The organism is Nakamurella panacisegetis (assembly GCF_900104535.1).
GTDB classification, from domain to species: domain Bacteria; phylum Actinomycetota; class Actinomycetes; order Mycobacteriales; family Nakamurellaceae; genus Nakamurella; species Nakamurella panacisegetis.
This window is the reverse complement of sequence record NZ_LT629710.1, coordinates 4,293,163-4,311,988: the sequence shown is the minus strand read 5'-3', so window position 1 is coordinate 4,311,988 and position 18,826 is coordinate 4,293,163. Positions and strand designations below refer to the sequence as shown.

Genomic DNA, 18,826 nt, shown 5'->3' with positions numbered 1-18,826 from the left:
TTCGCGGTCGACAGGAACGGCCGCCGCGGCGGGGGTTGGCCGCCCGGCAGTGCGGAGGGGAGCGCGCCACCTGGCGGCGGGGGTTGGCTGTCCGGCGGTGGCTTGTAGGTGAAGCCACCTGTGGATGGGGGTTGGCTGTCCGGCGGTGGGTTGTAGGTGAAGCCACCTGTGGATGGGGGTTGGCTGTCCGGCGGTGGGTTGTAGGTGAAGGCACCTGTGGATGGGGGTTGGCCGCCCGCCGGTGGGTTGGAGGCGAAGCCGTCCGGTGGGCCCGGCGGGTACGGAGAGTACGAGGGACCCGGCCGACCGGGCTGGTAGTCGGGTCTCACGTGTACCCACCTCTCGCCCGGGCCGTCGGGACTACCGGCCCTGCATCGTCGCTCCGGATAAACCCTGCTCGCTGCCAGCATCGGCCGCCACCGAAGATGGCTCCAGGGACTTTCGTCGTCTACCCATGGGGTCCAATGCCCCAGCCGAGGCGAGCTTCGGGTCAGCGGTGACCGGTCGGTTCGACGGAAGCGGCCTCGATCGGATCGCCCAGCCGCTGCGCTCGACCGCCGAACACCACCGCACAGCACAGGAACCACCCGTACCCGAGAACCAACCCCGCGATCACGTCGGTCAGCCAATGCACACCGAGCAGGGCCCGGCTGGTCGCGACCGCGGCCGCGATGAGGCCGGCCGCAGCCGCCAGCAAGGACCTGGCCACCCGAGGCAGACCCCGGCCGAGCACCAGCGCGATGGCCGGCCAGGCCATCGCGGCGGCGGCGGCGTGACCGGAGGGAAAGGACGGACCATCCCAGGGGACGAGTTGGGCCAGATCCGGGCGGGCCCGGTTCACGATCGACTTGAGGGCGTTGGCGATCAGCTTCTCCCCGCCCAGCACGGCCCCCAGGAAGAGGAACACGTCAAGCCGACGGTGGCGGAGGAAGTCGATGACGCCGGCCGCCAGCATGGCCGGAACGACGACCGAGGTCTCCCCGAAGTAGGTCACCACCTTGAGGAGACTCACCGTGCCCGAGGTCGCGTGGGTCACGCCCCACTGGGCGACGTTGTCGTCCCAGCCGGCGAGACCCCAGCGACGGTCGACCATGTCCAGCACCAACCCGACGACCAACGCCGCCGCGAAGGCCACGACCAGAGCGACGGTCAATGCGAACCCACCCGCCGCCCGGCGATCCATGCGCTGCCGTAGGAACCGGCGAGCCCGCGGATGGCGCGCCAGCCGGCGGGCCACGGCACGTTCGGCACCGACCGGATCGATCGGATCCGGCAGGCCGCGAACCGAGGACGCGGCGAAGATGAGCACCGCGACCACCAGCGCGACCGCGAAGACGGCGAGGGTGATGGGCATCAGAGCGCCGACTCTGCGCTCCCGGGCTGGACCCTCTCGGGCTCGCCGGGCCGGGTCGCGACCGGGGCGTCCAACCGTTGAGCCGATCCGTCGCCCCGTCGCGGAGCGGGCCCCCTGACCGGGTGCTCGGTCCGCATGGCTGCCGCTTGCTCGGTTGGCCCTGCGCCCGGCCCGAATGTGTGCCTCACGATCAGATACATGATGGCCACACAGGCCAGACCCAGTGCGGCTCCGCCCAGCACATCGGTCGGGTTGTGCACCCCTCGATAGACCCGGGACAGCCCGATCAGTACCGGCACCGTCAGGGCGAGGACCACCGTGACTATCCGGGCCCAGGTGGCGCGGAACCGCTCCAGCAGGACCACGGCGATCGCCGAGTACGCGGCGCCGGCAGCGGTATGGCCGGACGGGAAGCTGCTCATGACCGTGACCGGATCCAGCGCCGGAACGTCCGGCCGCGGGCGGCCGACCAGATGGGTGATGGTGAGGAACGCGAACCCCTCGAGCACGATGGCGCCGGCGATCAGCAGCGGCTCCCGCCACCGGCGGTACACCGCCAGCGCGATTGCCGTAGCCGCGACGGCGACGATGACCTTGACCAGGGTCTGACCCATCATGGATCCGACCTTCGTCCATTGGTTGCCGGCTGCCGTGCGGTGCTGGACGAACCAGATCAGGACGTCGTGGTCGGTGCGTACGACCCCGGTGTGCGCGAGGGGTCCGGTCAGCAGCAGCCCGAGGCCGGTCCACACGAGGGTCACCGCCACGTACGCGACCACTACGTAGACGGCCGTCAACTTCAGTGCTCTCCGTGTGTCCGGCACAACAGACCACCTCCTTCCCCCCTACGGTTCCCAATCGACGGACCGGCAACCGTCTTCCGTGAGGGTGGCGGCGTGGTCGGACCGACTGCCGCGTGTGCGTCTGCGGGACGGTAGGCGACTCGTCATACCGGGTGGGCACTTGTCATACCGTCGGCGAGATGACGAGTGCCGCCAGGCATTACGAGTGATCCCGGACCGTGCTGCGACGCGTCTGCGGATCACGACGCGGCGAGTCGCTCCGCCCGTCGGGCCTGCTGGACGGCCGGGTCGGGAACGGGGGCGGCGGCCAGCAACCGCCGCGTGTACGGATGCACCGGACGGCGCAGGATCTGTTCCCGCTCACCCTGTTCCACCACGAGTCCCTGCTCCATGACCGCGACGCGGTCGCAGAGTTGGTCGATGACGGCCAGGTCGTGGCTGATGAACAGGCAGGCGAACGCGTACTGCTGCTGCAGGTCCTCGATCAGCCGAAGTACGGCAGCCTGCACCGAGACGTCCAGGGCCGATGTGGGTTCGTCGGCGATCAACAACCGCGGTTCCAGGCTCACGGCACGAGCGATGCTGACCCGCTGCCGTTGACCACCGGAGAGCTCGTGCGGATATCGGTGGGCCCAGGCCGCCGGCAGCCGCACCGACTCGAGCAGCGAAGCCACCCGGGCCGACAACGCCGCACCGCGCAACCCGAGGTGCGCCCGGGACGGTTCCCCGATCGACTGTCCCACGGTGTATCTCGGATTGAGGCTGCCGGTCGGGTTCTGAAACACCACGCCGATCTGCTTACGCATGTCCCGCAGGGCGGAGCCGGAACGGCTGGCCAGGTCGACTCCCTCCACCCGGATCGTGCCTCCGGTCAGCGGGGCCAGACCGAGCACGGCTCGCCCGATGGTCGACTTGCCGGAGCCGGATTCGCCGACCAGACCGAGGATCTCGCCCGACTCGATGGACAGGTCAACGCCGCGCACCGCCCGGACGGCGGCTCGTCGTCCGGCGTAGGTCACGTGCAGATCGCTGATCTGAAGCGCCGGGCTGGGCCCAGAGCCGACCGCCGAACCCTCCGCTGCGGACAGGACGGTCTCGGCGACTCCCACCTCCGCTGCCACAGGCTGCCCGGCGACGAACGACGGCGCCGCATTGTGCCCGGCCGCGAACTTCGCCGCTGCACCATCCGCGTCGCCGTCGGCGAGCGCAGGATCCTCCGCGGCCCCGTCGGCGAGCGCAGAACCCTCCGGCGCCACACCTTCCAAGCGGGGAACGGCGGCCAGCAGGCGCCGGGTGTACTCCGCTTTCGGATCGGCGAACAGCTCGCCGGCGGGTGCCTGCTCCTCGATGATGCCGTCGTGCATCACCACCACCCGATCAGCGATGTCGGCCACCACGCCCATGTCGTGGGTGATGATCAGCACGGTGGTTCCCATGCGGGCGCGCAGATCCAGCAGCACGTCCAGCACCTCCTGCTGGACGGTGACGTCCAGCGCGGTGGTCGGCTCGTCGGCGATGAGAACATCCGGGTCGCACGACAGCGCCATGGCGATCATTACCCGCTGGCACTGCCCACCGGAGAACTGATGCGGGTACCAGCGCAGCCGCTGCCTCGGGTCGGGGATGCCGACCAGGCCGAGAATCTCCTCGGCCCGCTCGCGCGCCGCCGCTCGCTTGATCCCTGGGCGGTGCCGGCGGATCGCCTCCACGAGTTGGTATCCGACCGAGAAGACCGGGTCAAGGGCCCCGACCGGATCCTGGAAGATCAGTGCGATGCGATCGCCGCGGACGGCCCGCATCGCGGCTTCGTCCAGAGCCAGCAGGTCCACCCCGCCCAGGAGAATCCGGCCGCCGATGGTGGAGCCGCGGGGCAGCAGACGGACCGCGGCCAGTGCGGTGACCGTCTTGCCGGAACCCGACTCGCCGACCAGGGCGACCACTTCTCCGCGCTGCACATCGAAATCGATGCCGTGCACCACTTCGGTGCCTCTGCGCGAGTGAGCACCTTGACCGGGGAAGGTGATGGTGAGGTTCTGGAAGCTGAGCAGAGGCTCGGAGCTCATGACGGGTCCACCTTCGGGGCGACGTGCGAGGCCAGATGGGCGTGCCAGTCCCGCAGCATCGTCAGGTTGTAGCTGCCGAGCCAGTTCATGTACTCGGCCGCCACCTGGACCCGCCGGTCGGCCGTGGGGGCCAGCGACATTTCCTTCCGGGCGTTGTCCAGGACGGACTGCATGCGGTGCACCCACCGCCGTTCGGCCGACAGGAAGCCGCCCCAGACATCTTCGGCGGCGGCGAAGTAGTGCGAACGGTCGCCGGCCACCCGCAGCCGGCGGATGAACCCCTGTTCGACCAGGGCCCGGGTGGCCATGGAGATGGCGCCGGAGCCGGCTCCCAACGCATCGGCCAACTCGGCCGAGGACACCTTGTCGGCGCTGACGACCAGCAGGTAGGCCAGCACCCGGCCTTCCATCCGGCCCTGCCCGCTGGAGTGCCAGTTCTCCGAGAAGGCGTTGATGAACGCCTCGATCTCGGGCGAGAACTCAATGGCCATCGGGCGTCTCCTCTGCAGCCGGCTGCACACGGTCCTGCGCCGCCCGGCCCATCTGGGCCCGGCGGCGGGCGAGGAATGTCTCGACCGGCCACGACCGCATCCCGCCGACCACCGCCGAGGCGATCGATCCGTCCGCACTCCGCTCGAACTTGACCGTCTCGCCGGCCAGGGCATAGCCCGCCGACGGTACGACGGAGAGCGTGTCGGCGTCCAGGACCTGCAGGTAGGCGGCATCCGACGCGGGGTCGGCCATCCCTGGGTGCAGCAAGGCAAGGCGACCGCCGACGTCGACCACGTCCAGGTAACCGAAGCCAGCGGCCAGCCGGGTACCGAAACGGGTGCCGTCCAGTCCGTCCGGAATCGCCGGCCATTCGGAGCCGGCCTGCTGCGCCGTGACGGCCAGGTCGATCATGGCCAGCACGCCGACGGCCAGTTCGTGCGCCGGCCCGCCACTCTGGTTGGTCAGCACCGAGACCACCAGCTGATCCGCCGGATCGACGAACGTCCGGGTGATGAACCCGGGGAAACCGCCGCTGTGGCCGAAAGTCTTCCGCTGGCCGAGGGTGTGCAGCTCCAGACCCAGTCCGTAGCGGCCCTTCTCGACGCCCCGGACCTCGACGATGGACTCGGTTCGCTGCATCAACCGCTTCCCGGCGTCGCTGACCAGACGGTCGTCGCCGGGCAGATGAGCCGACGCGTAGGCGGTGAGGTCATCGGCGCAGGCGACGAAACCCGTGGCCGCTGACATCGCGCCGGTGGACGGGTTGCTCAAGGTGAACTGCTCGTCGAGGGCGTCCAGCCGGAGCGAGTGCCCGACCGCCAGCTCGTCCGGATCGATGCCGTCGACGTCCGGGTGCACCCGTGGCAGGTCCAGCTTGTCCATGATCGCGTGGCGGACGAATTCGTTGAAACCGACGCCGGAGGCCCGTTCGACGATCAACCCGATGACGGAGTAGCCGTAGTTGGAGTACTTGAAATGTAGGTCCGTGGCGAAGGTGGAGCCGTTGTGGCGCAACGCCTCCACCAGGCCGGTCTGATCCGGGAAGGCCCGGATCAACTGCCAGTAGTCACTGTCCTGTCCATCGCGGATGACGCCGGCCTGGTGGCCGAGCAGAGCTCGCACCGTGAGGCCGGCCAACTCGGTGTCCGCCAGTTCGGGTACCCACTGCGCAACCGTGTCGTCCAGGCGGATGACGCCGCGCTCGGTCAGGATCATGCACGCGGTGGAGGCGAAAGTCTTGGAGTGCGAGGCGATCCGAAAGAGGTGATCGGTCGTCAACGGCACCCCGCGCTCCTCGTCGGCGTGGCCGAGAGCGGCGCTGACGAGCAGTTCGCCGGCGACCCGGACGCTGATCTGCACTCCGGGTACTCGCAACATCCGGCGGCGCAGGTCGATCCAGCCCGGCAGCCACTGCGCCAGCGCCTGCACGGCGGCCTTGGTCGCGATGCTCGCGTCGGCGTCGGGGGTGGTGCCGGTCGGTGCGGTGAGCATGCCTGTCCTTGTCCTGTCCGGGGGGGTGGAGTCAACGGGTGCGGGGGTTGAGTGCGTCCCGCAGCAGGTCGCCGAGGGCGATCAAGCTCAGGACGGTCACGGTGAGAAAGACACTGGGGAACACCAGCATGTGAGGGTAGTTGTCGAACTGGGCCTGGGCCGACGCCAGTTGCAGGCCCCAGCTGATCGACGGCGATTCCAGGCCGACCCCCAGGAACGTGAGGGTCGATTCCGCGACGATCACGGCGCCGACCAGGATGGTGGACAACGCCAGCACCGGACCCATCGCGCCCGGTAGCACGTACCGCAGCAGGATCCGTCCGGTCCGCAGCCCCATCGCCCGGGCCGACATCACGTACTCCGCGTCGCGCACCTGGCGGACGCAGGTCCGCACCAGCCGGGCCATGCTCGGCCAGCTGAACAGGGCGAGCACGAGCGAGACGGTGACCGGTCCGCGGTCGTTCAGGCTGCCGAGCACGACCACCGCCCCGAGGAGGAACGGGAAGCCCAGGAACACGTCCGTCAGCCGGGCCAGGACGGAATCCACCCAACCGCCGAAGTATCCGGCCACTGTGCCCAGCAGCAATGCCACGATCAGGCAGAGGACGGTCGTCAGGACCCCGACACTGACCGACGTGCGGGTGCCGTAGATGACGCCGGAGTAGATGTCGCAGCCCTGCAGATCAAGTCCGAAGGGGTGGCCGGCCTCCGGCGGCAGCGCGCTGCTCAGCAGATCGCAGTCGGTCGGGTCGCCGTTGCCGAACCAGCCGGCGAACCACTGCGGGGCCAAGGAGATCAGCGCGAGCAGGCCGATCACCACGGCACAGATCCAGAACGTGGGACGGCGGCGGACGCTGCGCCAGAATCCGCGTCGGGTGACGGTGAGCTGTTCGGACTCGGTGGCCAGGGCGAGTTCGGTCATGGCAGAACTCCTGTCGGACGGTTGCTCTCAGGCACGGCGCATCCGCGGGTCGAGAGCGGAGTTGATGACGTCGACCAAGGCGCTGAGGACCAGGAAGATCAGGATCAGGGCCGTCGAGACACCCACCACGGTGGGCCCTTCGTGGTTGCGGATGGCCGAGAACAGCAGCCCGCCGATACCGGGCATGTTGAAGATGCCCTCCACGACGATGGCTCCGCCGAGCAGGTATCCCAGGTCGACGGCCAGGAACGTCAGCACCGGGATGCCGGCGTTCCGCAGAACGTGCACGCCGACCACCCGGCGGGCGCTCAAGCCCTTGGCCCACAGGGTCCGGACGTAGTCCGATTCCAGCGAGTCGATCACGCTGCCGCGCATCAGGCGGGAGACGGCAGCCAGACCGAACAGCGCGATCACGGCCCCCGGCAACAGGAATGCGACCGGCCAGCCCTCCTTGGTCCCGGCGATCGGGAACCAGCCCAGCCGTACGCCCAGGCCCAGTTGGGCGGTGACGGCGACCACGAAGATGGGCACCGACGACACCAGCACGGTGCCCAGCAGGATCAACCGGTCCGGCACCCGACCGCGGGTGAGTCCGGCGATGAGCCCGAGCGCACAACCGAACACCACCTCCAATGCCCACGCGGTCAGGGCCAGCACGATGGTTGTCGGCCAGCGGGAGGCCATCCGGGCGGCGACCGACCGGCCGGTGAAGTCGGTTCCCAGATCGAAGTGCAGGAGCCCGTTCAGGTATCGCACGTACTGCTGCCACAGCGGATCGTCCAGGTGGTAGCGGGCCCGCAGGGTGGCCACCACCGAGGCCGGCAACGGGCGGTCGCCGGCCAGGGTGGCGATCGGGTCACCTTTCAACGCGAAGACCAACGCGTAGATCAGGAAGGTGACCCCGAAGAACACGATCACCAGTTCGGCGACCCGACGAAGTACGGTTCTGAGCACGGTCTCAGCTGACCGTGACCTGCGACCAGACCGGGGAGCCCTGGGACGCGGGCAGCGCGGTGATCTTCTTCGAGGTGACGAACATGTACTTCTCGTAGAACATCGGGATGACCGGCAGGTCGCGGGCCAGGACCTTCTGCACCGCAACGTAACCGGCGACGGCCTTGGTCTGGTCGACCTGGGCGTTGGCCTGGTCGATCAGGTTCTTCACCTCGTCGGTGTAGTAGGCCGCACAGTTGGTGCAGCCGCCTCCACCCCCACCCTTGATGAAGAAGGCGTTCAGCGTGTTCTGCTGGCTCGGGTACAGCGCTCCCCACCGGGAGAAGTACGGGCCCTGCAACTTGGAATCGGCCCGTTGCTTGGCGAAGTCGGCGAAGTCGGTGGTGGCTTTCGTCGTCACGTCGGTGATGCCCAGGTTTCGTTTGATCTGGTTGGCGTAGGCCTTGTAGAGCTCGTCGAGACCGAAGCCGCCGGGATAGGTGATCACCATCGGTCCGGTCCAGCCGCCGGCTTCGGCCAGCAATTGCTTGGCCTTCACCGGGTTGTAGGTGCATGCCTCGCCGCAGGCGTTCGCCGGTGTCCCGGGCTCGGTGGGCGGGGTGAAGCTGGTGGCCGGGGTGTAGAGGCCGGCGTAGATCACCTTGTTGACCGCGTCGCGGTCGATGGACATCGAGATGGCTTGCCGCACCTTGACATTGGTGTAGCGCTTGTCCCACAGCGGCAGGCCGAGGAACGCGATGCCGGGGGCATCGTTGACGTGTAGCCGGTCGCCGAAGTCCTTCTGGGCGGAGGTGGCCTTGGCCGCGCCGATCCCGACGACGTCGATGTTGCCGGCCAGTGCGTCGTTGTACGCGGTGGCCGGATCGGTGTAGTTGCGGAAGGTGATCTTCGCGGTCTTGGCCGGCGTGCCCGCGTACTTCGGGTACGCGGTGACGACGATGTCCTGGTTCTCCTGGTGCGGCGAGGTCATCATGTAGGCGCCGTCACCGATGGGCTGCTTGTTGTAGGCGTCCAGGTTCTTGAACGCGGCCTTGGGCATCGGGAACAGGCCGGTCTGAGCCTGGCTGAGCTGCAGGGGGAACTGCCCGTCGGGGGAGATCAGCTTGACGGTGAAGGTGGTGGTGTCGACGACCTTCAGGCCGGACATGGTCTTGGTCTTGGGGGTTCCGGACTTGGGGTTGAGGTCGTCGTACCCGACGATCTTGGCCAGCTGGCCGGTGTTGGCCCAGGCATTCGGGCCGTAGGCGGTGGCGTTCCAGCCGTCGACGTAGGACTGAGCGGTCACCGGCTCGCCGTTGTGGAAGGTCCACCCCGGCTTGATCTTGATCGTCCAGTTGGTGGCATCGGTGGAGGTGACCGACTGCGCCTGGGCCATGCTGACGACACCGTCGGTGGAGACGTCGGTCAGCGAGGTGTAGAGCGCCATCACCTGGTCGTAGGCGGTGATCTGCTTGCCCGGGTTGAGATCTCCGGGTTCGGATTCGGACACGATGAACGACGAGTTCGGGTCCGGCTGCACCAGGGCTGCGCCGGAGGAGGATGCCGCACCGGACGTGGCCGACCCGGCGCTCGCGGCCGAACCGGAGGCGGCGCTGCTCGCCTGAGCCGTCGAACTCGGCGAGCTGGACGAGGCGGCGTCGTCGGAGCCACCGGAGACCGTGCAGCCGGCCAGGACCAGGGCCCCGGCGAGAGTGAGGGCGAAGCGGGTGCGCCGTGGGGGGCGACGCATCGTGTGGATCATCGAAAGACCTCCGTGAGGCTGGCAGGCTCGGGCCTCGGGCGGGCACCGAGGGGATGCGCCGACGACCACTGGCGACGCTGCTGCAATCCGAACATTCAAATATTTCTGAGACTTGCAGACGCTGTTTCCATCGTGTGAAGACGGACAACCTCCTGGTTGTCCGAATTGAGGACGCGGCTCAGGCCTGCCCACCAGGCTTGAGGTGAGTGAGCAGGTTCAAGACCTGTTGGCGGGTGAACGGTTTGGGCAGACCCCCGTGGGCCGGGGGATAGGTATCGGCATCGAGTACCGAGGTGAACACGACCCGGCACAACGGGTGGCTGCTCCGGACCTCGACGGCGACATCGTTCCCGCCGATTCCCGGTAGCCGAAGATCGATCACGGCCAGATCGAATACGTGGTCCTGCAGGCTCGCCACCGCCAGTTCACCGCTGGAGACGGCGACGACGTCGCAGTCCGCACCCTGGAGATGAGTGGAGAGCAGATAGAGCTGGTCCGGGTCGTCGTCCACGACGAGGACCTTCGGTCTCGCCCCGGTCGAGGTCGGCGCCGGCCGCTTCACAGCCACACCAGATGGGCGAAGATCATGATGCCGATGACCACCAGAGCGATCGCGGTCACCGACACCAGCCGGTACTCGGACCGCCGGTTCTGCTCGATCTCCCGCTGCAGTGACTCGGCGCTCAACAGGTCTTCACCGGTGTCGCGGACGTGGACCACGCTGTGCCGGCCACGCGGGATGCGGCTCATGCCATCACTCTGCCCGTCTTCTCCGTCTTGTCCCATACCTGCGCCGCGCCTCGCATCTCCTTGATGTAGGCGTCGAATGTGATGGCGCACAGGAGTGGGCCGTAGCCGACCAGATAGACCAGCAGGGACGTGAGGGCGGGACCGATATTGGCCTTCTCCGCCCGCTTCACGAGCCACGCGGCCAACATCGAGAGCGAGAGCCATCCGTAGACGCACAGAGTGATGATGTGCTGCACCGTGGTGGTCGGACGCACGTGCAGGAGATCCGGAACGGTCTGACGCATCAGCACGGGCGCGAAGGCAGTCACCATGATCACCAGGGAGATCACCCCGGGGAACATGAGAGCTTCGCGCCAGCTGCGTCGGCCGGTGCGCGGATCGAGTTGGGCCGTCATCAGGGTCTGCAGCACGTAGGAACCGGTGGCCAGGGCCCAGGTCTTGTGGAAGAGGGTGTCGGCCAACGAGGAGTCCACGACGTAGAGACCGAGGAGGCCCACCGACGCACCGATCATCAACAGCGGTAGCAGCAAGGTGGTGAACCAGAAGAGTCCGAAGCTGAATCCGCCGAGTTGTCGATGCCGCCACGGTCGGAACCACAGGTTCGAGTACCGCCGAGTCACCTGCACGTTGCCGCGCGCCCATCTCAGACGTTGCTTCCACAGGGCATCGATGCTGCCCGGCTCCTCGGCCAGCACCTCGGCGTGCGGTTCGAAGACCACCTTCCGGCCGCGCAGTTGGGTTTCGATCGTCGAGATGGTGTCCTCGGCCAGGGTACTGGTGTCGATGGCGCCGCCGATGGCGATCAGATTCTCCCGCGAGTGGAGTTGCGCCCCTCCGGCCAGACAGGCCAACGCACCGAGCACGTTCTGCGCCCTCCGAGACGCGGCCTGGGCGGCGGTGTATTCGAAGGCGATGAACCGCGTCAGGTAGTTGGGGTCCATGCTGCCCTCGCGGATGTAGGCCGTGACCGCGCCAACCGCCGGGTCGGCCAGGTGGGCCGTCATCCGGCGCAGCGAATTGGGTCGGTAGATCACGTCGGCGTCCATGATCAGGAGCGCCTGCATCCAGTCCTGTTGCAGGATTTCCCGGATACCGAAGTTGAGGGTGTGCGCCTTCCCCTCGCCGCCTTTGGCTCGGCGCAGGTGGAAGACCTTGCCGGGGTAGCGGGCGGCCCGGTCCAGGACGACCTCAGCCGTGTTGTCGGTACTGGCATCGTCGACGACGTAGATGCGGAGGCAGTCGGACGGGTACTCCAGAAGCATCAAACGGTCGATCGATGCGCCGACCACCGCGCCTTCGTTCCACGCGGGCACCACCACGGCGACTCTGGGCAGGTAAGGGGCGGCCGCCCGGTAGTGGTTGCGGAACGCGTGCAACGGGATCAGCAGGAATTGATAGACCCCGGCCGCAACGGGTAGCGATCCGAGAACGATCAGTGCGACGAAGAACACCGTGAGGGCCGCCGTCATGGTCGCTCCCCGGCGGTGGCACCCAGGATGTCCTCGACCCGCGGGTACCGGCCGATGGACGAGGCCGCGTGGCTGTCCGTCGATGCGACACAGGTTGCCCCAGCGTCCAGTAACACTCGCAGCGCTTCCGGACCTGGGCAGGCCCACTTCTCGTTGACCTCGATCAGGCACCCGGTGGCCACCGCCGCGGTGCCCAGGGCAGTCAGGTGGTCGGTCCCGATGTCGGACTCGGACAGGCCCACCTTCGGCAGGATCGAGAACGGGTGAGCCAATTGCGGTCGGGGGACCAGGTGCATGGCACGGATGGACGCCGTGATGAGCATGTCCACCAGATCCGATCCGGCCATTCCGTCCGCTCGTCGGCGCAGTGTTTCGGACGGGGACCAAGGACCACCGCGGCCGGGGAACTGGTGGTCGGCGATGAGCACCCGATCGAGACCGTTCGTCCCGAGAGGGAGATCCGGCGGCAGATCCAGACGCCCGCTGGCGTCGAGCATCTTGGTCTCGACTCCGGTCAGCAGGGTGATGCCTCCGCCGGCCAGGGTGGCGACCTCGGCCAGGAACTCCGGGACCCAGGTAGTGGAGGACCGGACGTGGTCAACCAGGCGGATCGTGTGCAGGCCGGCCCGGGCGGCGGCGCGCACGTTCTCGTCCAGGGTGCTGACGGCATCGTCGGAGAAGGTGGAGTGGACGTGATGGTCGCTGCGCAGGTCTGGCCGGGTGGGGGCGTCGGCGGGCGGGCGGCCCGGAGCCGCGTTCAAGGTCATTGCTCGGAAGCCGTGCTCGCCACTGCCAACCCCGATGTGTGGGCGTCGACGGAGATCTCGGCCGGTCGCAGGAAGATGTCCTCCAGATAGCGGACCACCGCAACCTCGGAAAAGTCGAGGGCCCGGGGGACATTGATGCCGACCATCATGTCCAGCGTCAGGCTCGGCATATCCACGCCGGCGGCGATGGTGAGCGGCAGCGACCCGGGGAAGCGCGGATTGACCTCCAGCAGGGACGCGGTGCCGGCGGCATCGAGCCGCAACTGCACATTGGCCACCGTGGTCATTCCCACGGCGACGGCGACCCGCCGCGCCGTCTGTTCGATGTCCTCGTCGTGCACGGTCTCGCCGGCCACGGCGACCCCGGAATCGATCCGTAGGCGTGATCGCGGCACGGCGGCGATGACGTGACCGTCCAACCCGCAGACCACATCCACCGAGAACTCGGCCCCGGGCAGGTAGTCCTGCACGATCCGGTCGTCGTCCGTCCCCAGCGCCAGTAGTTCCGCCTCCGAGGCGACCAGATGCACACCACGGGATCCGGCCCCGCGACGAGGCTTCACGATGACGGGATAGCTGCGTCCGACGGCGGCGCCGGGTCCCAGAAGATCGGTACGGGGTGTGGGCACCAGAGCTGAGCAGCGCAGAGCCAGCTCATACTTGTCCAGGCAGACCTCGAGCGTCTCCACCTGCGGTGAGGCGATCACGGTGCCGATCGCCGCGAACTCCGCTCGCCGCCGGGCCAGGGGGAGCAGTTCGACGTCGACCGTCGGGAAGAGAACGTCGATGTCGTCGGCCCGGCACATGTCCAGCAAGGTGTCGACGAACGCCGGATCGAGCCCGGGTGGAACCAGTCGCCGGCACGAGGGCTCGACCATGTACAGCCCACTGGCCAGTCGATCCATGTCGGCCGACACGATCTGCACATCGCCGCGCTTGCTCAGCGACCGCAGCACCGCAATCCCGGCGGGTCCACCGGTGCCGGTGATCATCACACGGACCGTCACTGGGTCACGCCCCAGTCGGCGTTGCCGAAGACCGTCGAGCCGTCGGTGTCAGGATCCGATCGAGCGGCCGCCGCCGGACCGGACACACCGGCGACGTCGCGGATCACCTCAAGAGGCTCGGCGCTGCGTCCGCCGCCGAACCGTGACCAATATCGAGCCGTGGCCAGGACGAAGTCCGGTTCCAGGTAGTCCCGGACGGACGCCTGCGACGAGAAGGCGGCCAACAAGGCCAATTTGGTGCTTTCGAACGTGTCGATGGGCGCAAATCGGTTGGGACGGAAGTCGACCGTGGCGGATGGACTCTGGAAACAGGCGAATGTCGGAACCTTTCGGGCGGCGACTGCCGCGGCCTGATGCACGGCCCGATGGTCCTGGTGCCGGTCGTGAATCGAGTGGGTGTACATGATCGTCGGCGATACCTCCGCGATCACCCGCTCGATCATTCCGACCGTGGGATCGCCCGAACTGATCTTCGTGTCCTCGAGATCCTCCATGAACAGCCGCGCCCCGATCAGCTCGGCGGCGGCCAGCGACTCGTGCTGGCGATCGTCGGCCGCACCCCCGCGGGCCCCGCGCGACAGCGTCAGGATGACCACCTGGTCACCGGCGGCCCGATGCGCGGCCATCAGGCCGCCGACGCCGATCTCGGCGTCGTCCGGATGGGCTCCGACGACCAGTACCACCTGGGCCGTTCGCGCCGACTCCCGGCTTCGCCCCAACGTCACCAGAGCGTTCACCTTCGCGATCAGGTCGGCGCTGTCCACCGGCTTCAGCACGAATTCGTCCACCTGGCTTCGCAGGGCGGTGATTGCGTAGTCGACCGACGCATGCGCCGTCATGACCATGATGGGCAGGTGCGGGTGACTGTCGCGGACGGACGCGGCGATCTGCAGACCGGTCAGTCCAGGTAGCTCGATGTCGGTCAGCAGTACGTCGAAGCCGCCGCCCCGGATCAGGGTGAGTGCCTCTTGGGGATCCGCGGTGTGCACCACCTCGAACCCGGCGCGCTTTTCCAGCACGATGCGCAGATACCCGGCCACGTCGAGGTCATCCTCGACGAGAAGAACACGAGCAACTGCAACCACGGTCACTTCCCTCTATCCACGCATTCACGGTTTCACCTGCATTACAACAGATTTGAATGCAGGTGCTCGGTACCGTGAGGTGGTCTACCCGATGGGGGTGAGCCCAGGGCACCAATAGTCACTGCGTGTGATCACGCAGACGGGCCCACCATCCGTTTGCCCGATGCCGCCGTCTGGATGTCGTGATGCCGAATCCCGGCGGTACCGGTACCCGCCACCGTCAGCGTCCGCCGACGGTCACCCCCCGTCCGGTCGCGAGCCGCGGTCACCATTGCGCGGACGCGGTCATCGGGCAGCGGTCACAACGAGAACACGACCCGCGCCGTCACCCGACCGGACAAGACCTCGTCCACGGCAGCGTTCACATCGTCGAGCCGGCGATCGACGACGACCACCCGCGTACGGCCGGCCTCGTGGAGCGCAAAGACGTCGGCCAGATCGTTGCGGTTGCCGACGATGGAGCCGATCACCGATTTGCCGCCGATCACCATGTCGAAGATCGGCACGTTCAATGCGGCGTCGTTGGCCGGTAGGGCGACGCAGACCAACCGCCCACCGCGGCGCAGGGAGCGAAAGGCCTGATCGAAAGACGCCGGGGACGCGGCGAGGGCGACCGCGACGTCGGCTCCGCCAAGGTCCTTGATCGCCTGGACCGGGTCGGTCGTGCTGGCGTTGATCACGTGGTCGGCGCCCAACTCGGTGGCCATGGCCAACTTGTCGTCCTGGATGTCGACGGCGATCACGAAGCCGCCGGCGATGCGCGCATATTGCAGGGCCAGGTGCCCAAGGCCACCGATCCCAAAGATCGCCACCGTCTCGGCGGGAGCGACCTTGGCGACCTTGATCGCCTTGTACGTGGTGACCCCGGCACACGTCAGAGGGGCGGCGTCCCGGGCCGAGATGCTGTCCGGGACCGGGTTGGCGAAAGCGGCGGCCACCACGGCATATTCGGCGAACGTGCCGTTGACCGAATACCCGGAGTTCTGTTGGGCTTCGCAGAGCGTTTCCCAGCCACTGATGCAATGGCGGCAGTGACCGCAGGCCGATCCGAGCCAGGCGATCGCGACCCGAGTGCCGATCGCGGGCTCGCTGACCCCACTCCCGAGCTTCTCGACGACCCCGATGCCCTCGTGACCGGGGATGAACGGTGGCGCCGGCTTGACCGGCCAGTCACCGTGCGCCGCATGGATATCGGTGTGGCAGAGCCCGCTGCACTCGATCCGCACCAGCACCTGACCGGGTCCCGGGTCCGGAATCGGCAGCTCCTGGATTTCCAGGGGGGACTCGAATCCGGTGACGACGGCAGCTTTCACGATGGTCTCCACAATCCACGACTGAACGGCATTTCCGTTCTCCAGTAGACGGTAGGTCGCCGTGCCCGGCGCCATCAGGGCCGTTGGTCCGGGCATCCTCGGGACCGGTTGTGGCGCCGAGGGGACCTTGGACCCTTCCGTCGGCGCGCCACATCGCCGAAGACAGGACCGACGAGGCCCAGGACACAGGAAGGTCCCGGGCCCCGCCGGTCGTAGTTCAGGGGGTGCGGACGGCGGGGAACCGATCCCAGGCCCGGTGCGCGCCCAGGAGTTGCAGGACCGCTGCGGCGACCTCGGCCGGAGTCCCGGTGGCGCTGCCCGGCGCCTCGGCCGGGAGCAGCGCCGGCGCCGATGTGCCTGCGCCGGGTGCGGTTCCGATGGCCTTCGCGTGCCGCCAGGCTTCGCCGATCATCTTCAGGACTCGTGGGTCCACTGTCGTTTCCGGTCCGCCTTCGGCGGCGCTCTTGGCGTCCAGGGACGGTACCGCGTCCGGGGCCGGCGGGGTGGCACCGACGATGATCAGAGCATCGAACTCGGTCGAGGCCGCGTTGGCGTAGGTCCGCTGTACCGCGATCACGCCGATCTTGCCCCCGCGCGGGCCCACCACGAGCGGCAGGACACCGGCCTTGGTCAGCGCGGCCCGTACGGCCTGGATGTCCTTCGCGTCGCTGTCGGGCCCGATGACGACGCCGACGATGCGCCCGGCCACCGGCCACGTCCCGCAGATCTGGCTCACCGCGGCGGTGGTGTCCGTCTCCGTCGGCGGCACGCTGGGCGCAGGGGCGGGGAGCCCGAGTCCATCGGCCACGCGCGCACACAGGTCGGCGTCGATGTTGGCCAATGCCAGCAGCTGTCGCTCCCTGACCGTCTGCTCGTAGCACTTGGACAGTTCGAAGGTGTACGCCGCGACGACGTGGTCCTGCTCGACCGGCGACAGCGAGCGGTAGAACATGGTCGCCTGTGTGAAGTGATCTTCGAACGTGAGCGGATTCTCGCGCACCTTCAGGGCCGCGGCGACCGGCGCCGGAATGTCGATGAACGGGTGGTCGCCGGGTCCGGCGGTGAACGGACAGCCACCGTCGAGAGAATGGGGTCGGTACGGGGCGACGCCGCCGTGTACGGCGTCCTGGTGCTGGCCGTCACGCAGCATGTCGTTGATCGGGGCATGGGCGCGGTTGATCGGAATCTGGTTCCAGTTCGGGCCTCCGAGCCGGGTGATCTGGGTATCCAGATAGGAGAACAGCCGGGCCTGCAGCAACGGGTCGTTGGTCACATCGATCCCGGGCGCCAGATTCGCGGGGTTGAAGGCGACCTGTTCGGTCTCGGCGAAGTAGTTGACCGGGTTGCGGTTCAGCGTCATCGTCCCGAGGACCTGTACCGGTGCCAGTTCCTCGGGCACGAACTTGGTCGGGTCGAGCAGATCGATCCCGGCGAACATCTCGTCTTCCGTGTCCGGCATGACCTGGACTCCGAGGTCCCATTCCGGGTAGTGACCGGATTCGATGGTGTCGGCCAGATCGCGTCGATGGAAGTCGGGGTCGTTGCCGTTGGTCAGCTGCGCCTCCTCCCAGGTCACCGAGTGAACACCCTGCTTCGGCTTCCAGTGGAACTTGACCAAGCAGGTCTGCCCGTCGGCGTTGATCAGGCGAAAGGTGTGGACCCCAAAGCCTTCCATCGTACGAAGCGAACGGGGAAGGCCACGGTCGGACATGTTCCACAGGGTGTGCGCCTGCGCCTCGGTGTGGAGGGATACGAAGTCCCAGAAGGTGTCGTGTGCGCTCTGCGCCTGCGGGATCTCGCGGTCGGGATGGGGTTTCGCCGCATGCACCACGTCCGGGAACTTGATTCCGTCCTGGATGAAGAACACCGGGATGTTGTTGCCCACCAGATCGTAGTTGCCCTCGTCGGTGTAGAACCGGGTGGCGAAGCCCCGGGTGTCGCGGGCCAGATCGGCCGAGCCGCGCGAGCCCAGCACGGTGGAGAACCGGACGAACACGGGCGTTTCGACACCGGCGCGCAGGAAGCCGGCCCGGCAGATGCTCTCGCCGGCACCGTTGCCGACGAAGACACCGTGAGCCGCGGCGCCGCGGGCGTGCACGACCCGCTCCGGAATTCTCTCGTGGTCGAAATGGCTGATCTTCTCCCGCAGGTGGTGATCCTGCAGCAAGGTCGGCCCGCGGGAGCCGACCTTCAGCGAATGATCCGTGTCCGCCAGGCGAGCACCGTGAGCGGTCGTCAAGAAGGCGCCCTGCTGGGCCACGTCGAGTCCCGACGCGGACGTCGGGGCACCGGTCGCGGTGCGGGGGTCCGGCCCTTGCTGGTCCGGTTTGGGCGGCAACGGCTCGACCGGTGTCATCGGTTCGGCCAACGATGGCGGCTGCACGCCGGGAGCTCCGGGGGCCAGCGGTTCGGGCTTCTTCGGATCCGACTTCTTCGAGACTGGCTTCTTCGATGCCAACGCGCACTCCCACTTTTGACGGCGACAGCCCTGGTGGGCTGCACGTCGCGTCGGTACCCGTTGGAGTAGGCGCTGGAACCCCGCGCCGTCCGGGGAATTCGAGGCCGGGTCGTCCGGCTCGGCGTCAGCCGCCGTTCCGACCCAGGAGGGCGGTGTG

16 protein-coding genes are annotated in these 18,826 nt (G+C 68.0%); all 16 read right to left on the bottom strand.

What is annotated here, in order from left to right; translation table 11 throughout:
• Positions 1–490: 490 nt before the first annotated feature.
• The 16 genes from BLS97_RS19390 to BLS97_RS19315 all read right to left on the bottom strand — a co-directional run bounded on the left by BLS97_RS19390 (position 491) and on the right by BLS97_RS19315 (position 18,669).
• Entirely contained in the window at positions 491–1,354 is an 864-nt protein-coding gene (locus BLS97_RS19390; RefSeq protein ID WP_090479296.1) for a phosphatase PAP2 family protein, read from the bottom strand.
• Positions 1,354–2,151: a phosphatase PAP2 family protein gene (locus BLS97_RS19385; protein ID WP_157695550.1), complete on the bottom strand. Its 798-nt coding sequence runs from the start codon at positions 2,149–2,151 to the stop codon at positions 1,354–1,356. Before BLS97_RS19385 ends, BLS97_RS19390 begins: the two co-directional genes overlap by 1 nt.
• A gap of 245 nt (positions 2,152–2,396) precedes the next feature.
• Positions 2,397–4,220 carry a dipeptide ABC transporter ATP-binding protein gene (locus tag BLS97_RS19380; protein WP_090479291.1) on the bottom strand — a complete coding sequence of 608 codons (1,824 nt, stop codon included), beginning with the start codon at positions 4,218–4,220 and terminating at the stop codon, positions 2,397–2,399.
• Entirely contained in the window at positions 4,217–4,711 is a 495-nt protein-coding gene (locus BLS97_RS19375) for a GbsR/MarR family transcriptional regulator (RefSeq protein ID WP_090479288.1), read from the bottom strand. The genes BLS97_RS19380 and BLS97_RS19375 overlap by 4 nt, the downstream gene beginning before the upstream one ends.
• Positions 4,701–6,203 (bottom strand): serine hydrolase domain-containing protein, encoded by a 1,503-nt coding sequence (locus BLS97_RS19370; RefSeq protein WP_090479286.1) that lies wholly within the window; start codon positions 6,201–6,203, stop codon positions 4,701–4,703. The genes BLS97_RS19375 and BLS97_RS19370 overlap by 11 nt, the downstream gene beginning before the upstream one ends.
• A 31-nt stretch (positions 6,204–6,234) precedes the next feature.
• Positions 6,235–7,125: an ABC transporter permease gene (locus BLS97_RS19365; RefSeq protein ID WP_090479285.1), complete on the bottom strand. Its 891-nt coding sequence runs from the start codon at positions 7,123–7,125 to the stop codon at positions 6,235–6,237.
• Positions 7,126–7,152: 27 nt separating this feature from the next.
• Entirely contained in the window at positions 7,153–8,079 is a 927-nt protein-coding gene (locus BLS97_RS19360; RefSeq protein WP_090479282.1) for an ABC transporter permease, read from the bottom strand.
• A gap of 4 nt (positions 8,080–8,083) precedes the next feature.
• Positions 8,084–9,808 (bottom strand): peptide ABC transporter substrate-binding protein, encoded by a 1,725-nt coding sequence (locus BLS97_RS19355; RefSeq protein ID WP_090479279.1) that lies wholly within the window; start codon positions 9,806–9,808, stop codon positions 8,084–8,086.
• Between the two features lie 190 nt (positions 9,809–9,998).
• A complete protein-coding gene (locus tag BLS97_RS19350) occupies positions 9,999–10,331 on the bottom strand; it encodes a response regulator (protein WP_157695549.1) in 333 nt (110 codons plus the stop codon).
• Positions 10,332–10,378: 47 nt separating this feature from the next.
• Positions 10,379–10,570: a hypothetical protein gene (locus tag BLS97_RS19345; protein ID WP_090479272.1), complete on the bottom strand. Its 192-nt coding sequence runs from the start codon at positions 10,568–10,570 to the stop codon at positions 10,379–10,381.
• Positions 10,567–12,039 (bottom strand): glycosyltransferase, encoded by a 1,473-nt coding sequence (locus tag BLS97_RS19340; RefSeq protein ID WP_090479268.1) that lies wholly within the window; start codon positions 12,037–12,039, stop codon positions 10,567–10,569. Before BLS97_RS19340 ends, BLS97_RS19345 begins: the two co-directional genes overlap by 4 nt.
• Positions 12,036–12,806, bottom strand: a complete 771-nt coding sequence (locus tag BLS97_RS19335) for a PHP domain-containing protein (RefSeq protein WP_090479265.1) — start codon at positions 12,804–12,806, stop codon at positions 12,036–12,038. Before BLS97_RS19335 ends, BLS97_RS19340 begins: the two co-directional genes overlap by 4 nt.
• On the bottom strand, positions 12,803–13,798 hold the full coding sequence (locus BLS97_RS19330; RefSeq protein WP_090482676.1) for an ATP-grasp domain-containing protein: 996 nt from the start codon (positions 13,796–13,798) through the stop codon (positions 12,803–12,805). Before BLS97_RS19330 ends, BLS97_RS19335 begins: the two co-directional genes overlap by 4 nt.
• An 11-nt stretch (positions 13,799–13,809) precedes the next feature.
• Positions 13,810–14,898: a response regulator gene (locus BLS97_RS19325; protein ID WP_197676277.1), complete on the bottom strand. Its 1,089-nt coding sequence runs from the start codon at positions 14,896–14,898 to the stop codon at positions 13,810–13,812.
• A 299-nt stretch (positions 14,899–15,197) separates the two neighbouring features.
• Positions 15,198–16,211: a zinc-dependent alcohol dehydrogenase gene (locus tag BLS97_RS19320; RefSeq protein ID WP_090482673.1), complete on the bottom strand. Its 1,014-nt coding sequence runs from the start codon at positions 16,209–16,211 to the stop codon at positions 15,198–15,200.
• Between the two features lie 217 nt (positions 16,212–16,428).
• Positions 16,429–18,669, bottom strand: coding sequence for a catalase (locus BLS97_RS19315; protein ID WP_269457463.1), 2,241 nt, complete (start codon positions 18,667–18,669; stop codon positions 16,429–16,431).
• Positions 18,670–18,826: the final 157 nt, after the last annotated feature.